At 71.4% G+C, this 5,030-nt stretch carries 7 protein-coding genes; 3 read left to right on the top strand and 4 right to left on the bottom strand.

The genetic code is table 11. The features are described 5' to 3' along the window. A partial coding sequence (locus tag G5C65_RS30910; protein WP_206442459.1) for an MATE family efflux transporter occupies positions 1–1,376 on the top strand: 1,376 nt, incomplete at its 5' end. 118 nt (positions 1,377–1,494) lie between these two features. Here G5C65_RS30910 and rplI read toward each other — a convergent pair. The 4 genes from rplI to rpsF all read right to left on the bottom strand — a co-directional run bounded on the left by rplI (position 1,495) and on the right by rpsF (position 3,226). Then, entirely contained in the window at positions 1,495–1,941 is a 447-nt protein-coding gene (gene rplI, locus G5C65_RS30905; protein ID WP_165302358.1) for a 50S ribosomal protein L9, read from the bottom strand. Positions 1,942–1,959: 18 nt separating this feature from the next. Beyond that, positions 1,960–2,196 (bottom strand): 30S ribosomal protein S18, encoded by a 237-nt coding sequence (gene rpsR / locus G5C65_RS30900; RefSeq protein WP_003978893.1) that lies wholly within the window; start codon positions 2,194–2,196, stop codon positions 1,960–1,962. A gap of 25 nt (positions 2,197–2,221) precedes the next feature. After that, complete coding sequence (locus G5C65_RS30895; RefSeq protein WP_165302357.1) at positions 2,222–2,818, bottom strand: single-stranded DNA-binding protein; 597 nt, start codon at positions 2,816–2,818, stop codon at positions 2,222–2,224. Between the two features lie 117 nt (positions 2,819–2,935). After that, a complete protein-coding gene (gene rpsF / locus G5C65_RS30890) occupies positions 2,936–3,226 on the bottom strand; it encodes a 30S ribosomal protein S6 (RefSeq protein ID WP_165302356.1) in 291 nt (96 codons plus the stop codon). A 235-nt stretch (positions 3,227–3,461) separates the two neighbouring features. Here rpsF and G5C65_RS30885 point away from each other — a divergent pair, with 235 nt between their 5' ends. Together G5C65_RS30885 and G5C65_RS30880 are read left to right on the top strand one after the other, a co-directional pair. Beyond that, complete coding sequence (locus G5C65_RS30885; protein WP_165302355.1) at positions 3,462–3,788, top strand: hypothetical protein; 327 nt, start codon at positions 3,462–3,464, stop codon at positions 3,786–3,788. 79 nt (positions 3,789–3,867) lie between these two features. Then, entirely contained in the window at positions 3,868–4,998 is a 1,131-nt protein-coding gene (locus G5C65_RS30880) for a lipid II:glycine glycyltransferase FemX (RefSeq protein ID WP_165302354.1), read from the top strand. The last annotated feature ends 32 nt before the right edge of the window (positions 4,999–5,030 follow it).

The following is a 5,030-nucleotide window of genomic DNA, read 5'->3' as shown; positions in this document are numbered from 1 at the left end:
CGCGCACCCCGCGCACCCCGCGCACCCCGGATGCCGAGTCGGCGAAGCGGACCGCGCGCGCCACCCGGCGCCGCCACGACCGCGAGATCCTCGCCCTCGCCCTCCCCGCCTTCGGCGCGCTCGTCGCGGAGCCCCTCTTCGTCATGGCCGACAGCGCCATCGTCGGCCACCTCGGCACCCCGCAGCTCGCCGGGCTCGGCGTCGCGGCGGCCCTGCTGCAGACCGGCGTCAACATCTTCGTCTTCCTCGCGTACGCCACCACCGCCGCCGTCGCCCGCCGCCTCGGCGCCGGGGACCTGCCCGCCGCGCTCCGCCAGGGCGTCGACGGCATCTGGCTCGCGCTGCTGCTCGGCGCCGCGGTCGTCGCCGTCGTCCTGCCCGCCGCTCCGGGGCTGGTGGGCCTGTTCGGCGCCTCGGAGGCGGCGGCGCCGCACGGCGTCACCTATCTGCGCATCAGCGCGCTCGGCATCCCCGCCATGCTCGCCGTCCTCGCCGCCACCGGTGTGCTGCGCGGCCTGCAGGACACCCGCACCCCGCTCTATGTCGCCCTCGGCGGCTTCACCGCCAACGCCGGACTCAACCTCCTGCTCGTCTACGGCCTCCACCTGGGCATCGCGGGCTCCGCCTGGGGCACGGTGATCGCGCAGTGGGCGATGGCCGCCGTCTACCTGACGGTCGTGGTGCGCGGGGCGCGGCGGCACGGCGCGCCGCTGCGGCCCGACCTCGCCGGGATCCGGGCCTGCGCCCAGGCCGGGGCGCCGCTGCTGATCCGTACGCTCTCGCTGCGGGCCGTGCTGCTGATCGCCACGGCGGTCGCGGCGCGGCTGGGGGACGCGGACGTGGCCGCGCACCAGATCACGCTCACCCTCTGGTCGCTGCTGTCCTTCGCGCTGGACGCCATCGCGATCGCCGGGCAGGCCATCATCGGCCGCTTTCTGGGCGCCTCGGACGAGGCGGGCGCACGGGCGGCCTGCCGCCGGATGGTGCAGTGGGGCGTGCTGTCGGGTGCCGTACTGGGCGCGCTGGTCGCGCTGGTGCGCCCGGTGTTCATGCCGCTGTTCACGACGGACCCGTCGGTGGTCGACCAGCTGACGCCGGTCCTGCTGGTCGTGGCGGTGACCCAGCCGGTCGCCGGGGTCGTCTTCGTGCTGGACGGCGTGCTGATGGGCGCCGGGGACGGGCCGTATCTGGCGGGCGCCATGCTGGTGACGCTCGCGCTGTTCGCGCCCGCGGCGCTGCTGGTCCCCGTGCTGGGCGGGGGCCTCACCGCGCTGTGGTGGACGGTGGCGGGACTGATGATGGGCACGCGGCTGGTCACCCTGTGGCTCCGCGCCCGCTCGGGGCGCTGGGTGGTGACCGGCGCGGTGCGGGCGTGACCAGGACGTACGGGCGCGGCGTGCGGGCGTGACGGGACGCGTGCGGGCGCCCGGAACGCCGCGAGGGCCCCACCCGGTGCGGGTGGGGCCCTCGGCGTCGGCCGGGCCTGGCGCGGCGTTACGCCGCGCTGACCTCGACGTCCAGCGTGGCGGCCACATCGGCGTGCAGCCGGATCGAGACCTGGTGGGAGCCCAGGGACTTGATCGGCGAGCCCAGCTCGACGCGGCGCTTGTCGACCTCGGGGCCGCCCGACGCCTTGACGGCGTCGGCGATGTCGGCCGGGGTCACGGAGCCGAACAGCCGGCCCTGGTCGCCGGCGCGGACCTGCAGACGGACCCTGAGGCCCTCCAGCCGACCCTTGATCTCGCTGGCCTGCTCGATCGTCGCGATCTCATGGATCTTGCGGGCACGGCGGATCTGCTCGACGTCCTTCTCGCCGCCCTTGGTCCAGCGGATCGCGAAACCGCGCGGGACCAAGTAGTTGCGGGCGTAGCCGTCCTTCACCTCGACGACGTCGCCGGCGGCACCGAGGCCGGAGACCTCGTTGGTCAGGATGATCTTCATGATGCGGTCACCCTTTCCTTAGCGCGCGGTCGAGGTGTAGGGCAGCAGCGCCATCTCCCGGCTGTTCTTGACTGCCGTGGCGACGTCGCGCTGGTGCTGGGTGCAGTTGCCGGTGACCCGGCGGGCACGGATCTTGCCGCGGTCGGAGATGAACTTCCGCAGCAGGTTCGTGTCCTTGTAGTCGACGTAGGAGATCTTCTCCTTGCAGAACACGCAAACCTTCTTCTTCGGCTTGCGAGCAGGCGGTTTCGCCATGTCTCTCTTCTCCAGATCAGTTCGCTCAGAAGGGTGGCTCGTCCGAGTAGCCGCCGCCACCGCCACCGCCGCCGGGGCCGCCGCCACCGGGGCCGCCGCCCCAGCCGCCACCGCCGCCCTGGCCGCCGCCCGCGGGGGCGCCCGTGGCCCACGGGTCGCCCGCGGGGCCGCCGCCCTGCTGGCCGCCGCCGGGGCCGCCGCCCCAGCCGCCGCCACCGCCCTGGCCGCCGCCGAAGCCGCCGCCCTGGCCGCCCCGCCCGGTGGTCTTGGTGACCTTGGCCGTCGCGTTGCGGAGGCTGGCGCCGACCTCGTCGACGTCCAGCTCGTAGACCGTGCGCTTGATGCCCTCGCGGTCCTCGTACGAGCGCTGCTTGAGGCGGCCCTGCACGATGACCCGGGTGCCCTTGGTGAGGGACTCGGCGACGTTCTCCGCCGCCTGCCGCCAGACCGAGCAGGTCAGGAACAGGCTCTCGCCGTCCTTCCACTCGTTGGTCTGCCGGTCGAAGGTGCGGGGGGTGGACGCGACGCGGAACTTCGCGACCGCCGCACCGGAGGGGGTGAAGCGCAGCTCGGGGTCGTCGACAAGGTTGCCGACGACCGTGATGACGGTCTCGCCTGCCATGGGTGAACCTCTCGGCGGGTGCTGCTGGCTGCTGTGGTGCTGAGTGTGCTGTGCTGCTGCGGGGTGCTACTCGGATACGGGTCGGTCACCGGACGGCCGGGCCGCCAGCCCCGGACCTCAGTGGGTCGAGGGACGGAGGACCTTGGTCCGCAGGACGGACTCGTTCAGGTTCATCTGACGGTCGAGTTCCTTGACCACGGCAGGCTCGGCCTGCAGGTCGATGACCGAGTAGATGCCCTCGGGCTTCTTGTTGATCTCGTAGGAGAGACGACGACGGCCCCAGGTGTCGACCTTCTCGACCTTCCCGCTGCCCTCGCGGACGACGGAAAGGAAGCTCTCGATCAGGGGGGAGACTGCGCGCTCCTCCAGATCGGGGTCGAGGATGACCATCACCTCGTAGTGACGCATGTGGAACCCACCTCCTCTGGACTCGGCGGCCACGGTCGTTCCGTGGCAGGAGGGTCGTGATGCGTGTCCGCGCGGCCCGGATGCGCACCCGGGGTGCGGCCGGATACCGCGCAGACGGACCAGCGTACCCGTCCCGGGCCTTCCGGTTGAAATCCGGTGGGATCTCCCCGCACTCTGGACATCTCGGGTGTGAGCGGCGTTACAGATCGCGCCGCGTCCGGTCAGGAGGTGCCCCATGGCACAGGCAGTGCGCCGTAGCCCCTTGAGTCACTTCAGCCACTTCAGCCCCTTTGCGTTTCTCAACAGCGACGGCAGGCCGCATCCCGTGGAGAACTCGTTCGCGGCGGTGACGCTGCTGCTCGGCGGCGTGGCGGCCATCACCGCGATCTGGGACGGGCTGCATCTGGTCAGCTCGTGGACGGGCCTGGCGGGGGTCGCGACCGGGATGTGGGCCCAGTTCATCTCCGCGACGACGGGTGAGCGCTTCGTCACCGTCATCGGACTCGGTGCCGCGGCCGTGGGGATGTACCTGGGAGTGGCGCACGGCGGCTTCATCACCTGAGCCCTGCCGGGAACGGGGCGCCCGCGGGCCCAGTAGGCTTCCGGCGAGCATCACTCAGTTCGCCGGAGGAGCGTCCCGCATGAGTCTGACCCTGAGGGCCATCAGCCGAGAGCAGCATCTGGCGTACATCCAGAGCCTGCCGTCAGCCAGCCACTGCCAGATTCCCGCCTGGGCGGATGTGAAGAGCGAGTGGCGCGCGGAGAACCTGGGCTGGTTCGACGAGCGGACGGGCGAGATGGTCGGGGCCGGACTGGTGCTGTACCGGCAGCTGCCGAAAGTGAAGCGGTATCTGGCGTATCTGCCCGAGGGCCCGGTGATCAACTGGTATGCGCCGAACCTGGAGGAGTGGCTGCAGCCGATGCTGGCGCATCTGAAGAAGCAGGGCGCCTTCTCGGTGAAGATGGGCCCGCCCGTGGTGATCCGGCGCTGGGACGCGTCGACGATCAAGAAGGGCATCCAGGACCCGGATGTGAAGCGGCTGCGGGACGTGGAGGCCGACCAGATCGAGCCGCGCGCGTTCGAGGTCGCCGACAAGCTGCGGCGGATGGGCTGGCAGCAGGGCGAGGACGGCGGCGCGGGCTTCGGCGACGTCCAGCCGCGCTACGTCTACCAGGTGCCGCTGGAGGGCCGCTCGCTGGAGGAGGTCCACAAGGGCTTCAACCAGCTGTGGCGCCGCAACATCAAGAAGGCGGACAAGGCGGGCGTCCAGGTCGTCCAGGGCAACATGCTCAACCCCTACGACCTCGACGAGTGGCAGCGGCTGTACGAGATCACCGCGGAGCGCGACCGGTTCCGCCCGCGCCCCAAGGCGTACTTCGAGCGCATGTGGAAGGTGCTGAACGCCGAGGACCCGAACCGGATGCGGCTGTACTTCGCCGAGCACGAGGGCGAGCGGATCTCGGCGGCCACCATGCTGATCGTCGGCGGCCACGTCTGGTACTCCTACGGCGCCTCGGCGAACCACAAGCGCGAGGTGCGTCCGTCGAACGCCATGCAGTGGCGGATGCTGCAGGACGCGTACGCGCTGGGCGCCGGCGTGTACGACCTGCGCGGCATCAGCGACTCGCTGGACGAGACGGACCACCTGTTCGGGCTGATCCAGTTCAAGGTGGGCACCGGCGGGGTGGCGGCCGAGTACCTCGGCGAGTGGGACTTCCCGCTCAACAAGCTGCTGCACAAGGCGCTGGACATCTATATGAACCGGCGCTGACGCTCACAGGCGTTTCCTCCGGCCCCACCCAC

Source organism: Streptomyces boncukensis (genome assembly GCF_011045075.1).
GTDB lineage: Bacteria > Actinomycetota > Actinomycetes > Streptomycetales > Streptomycetaceae > Streptomyces > Streptomyces boncukensis.
This window is presented reverse-complemented; position numbering and strand designations above follow the sequence as displayed.

Bases quoted from the DNA above. Each gene is read 5' to 3' on its own strand.
- rplI (WP_165302358.1), bottom strand. From the start codon at position 1,941: ATGAAGATCATCCTGACCAACGAGGTCTCCGGCCTCGGTGCCGCCGGC.
- rpsR (WP_003978893.1), bottom strand. From the start codon at position 2,196: ATGGCGAAACCGCCTGCTCGCAAGCCGAAGAAGAAGGTTTGCGTGTTC.
- G5C65_RS30895 (WP_165302357.1), bottom strand. From the start codon at position 2,818: ATGGCAGGCGAGACCGTCATCACGGTCGTCGGCAACCTTGTCGACGAC.
- G5C65_RS30880 (WP_165302354.1), top strand. From the start codon at position 3,868: ATGAGTCTGACCCTGAGGGCCATCAGCCGAGAGCAGCATCTGGCGTAC.
- rpsF (WP_165302356.1), bottom strand. From the start codon at position 3,226: ATGCGTCACTACGAGGTGATGGTCATCCTCGACCCCGATCTGGAGGAG.
- G5C65_RS30885 (WP_165302355.1), top strand. From the start codon at position 3,462: ATGGCACAGGCAGTGCGCCGTAGCCCCTTGAGTCACTTCAGCCACTTC.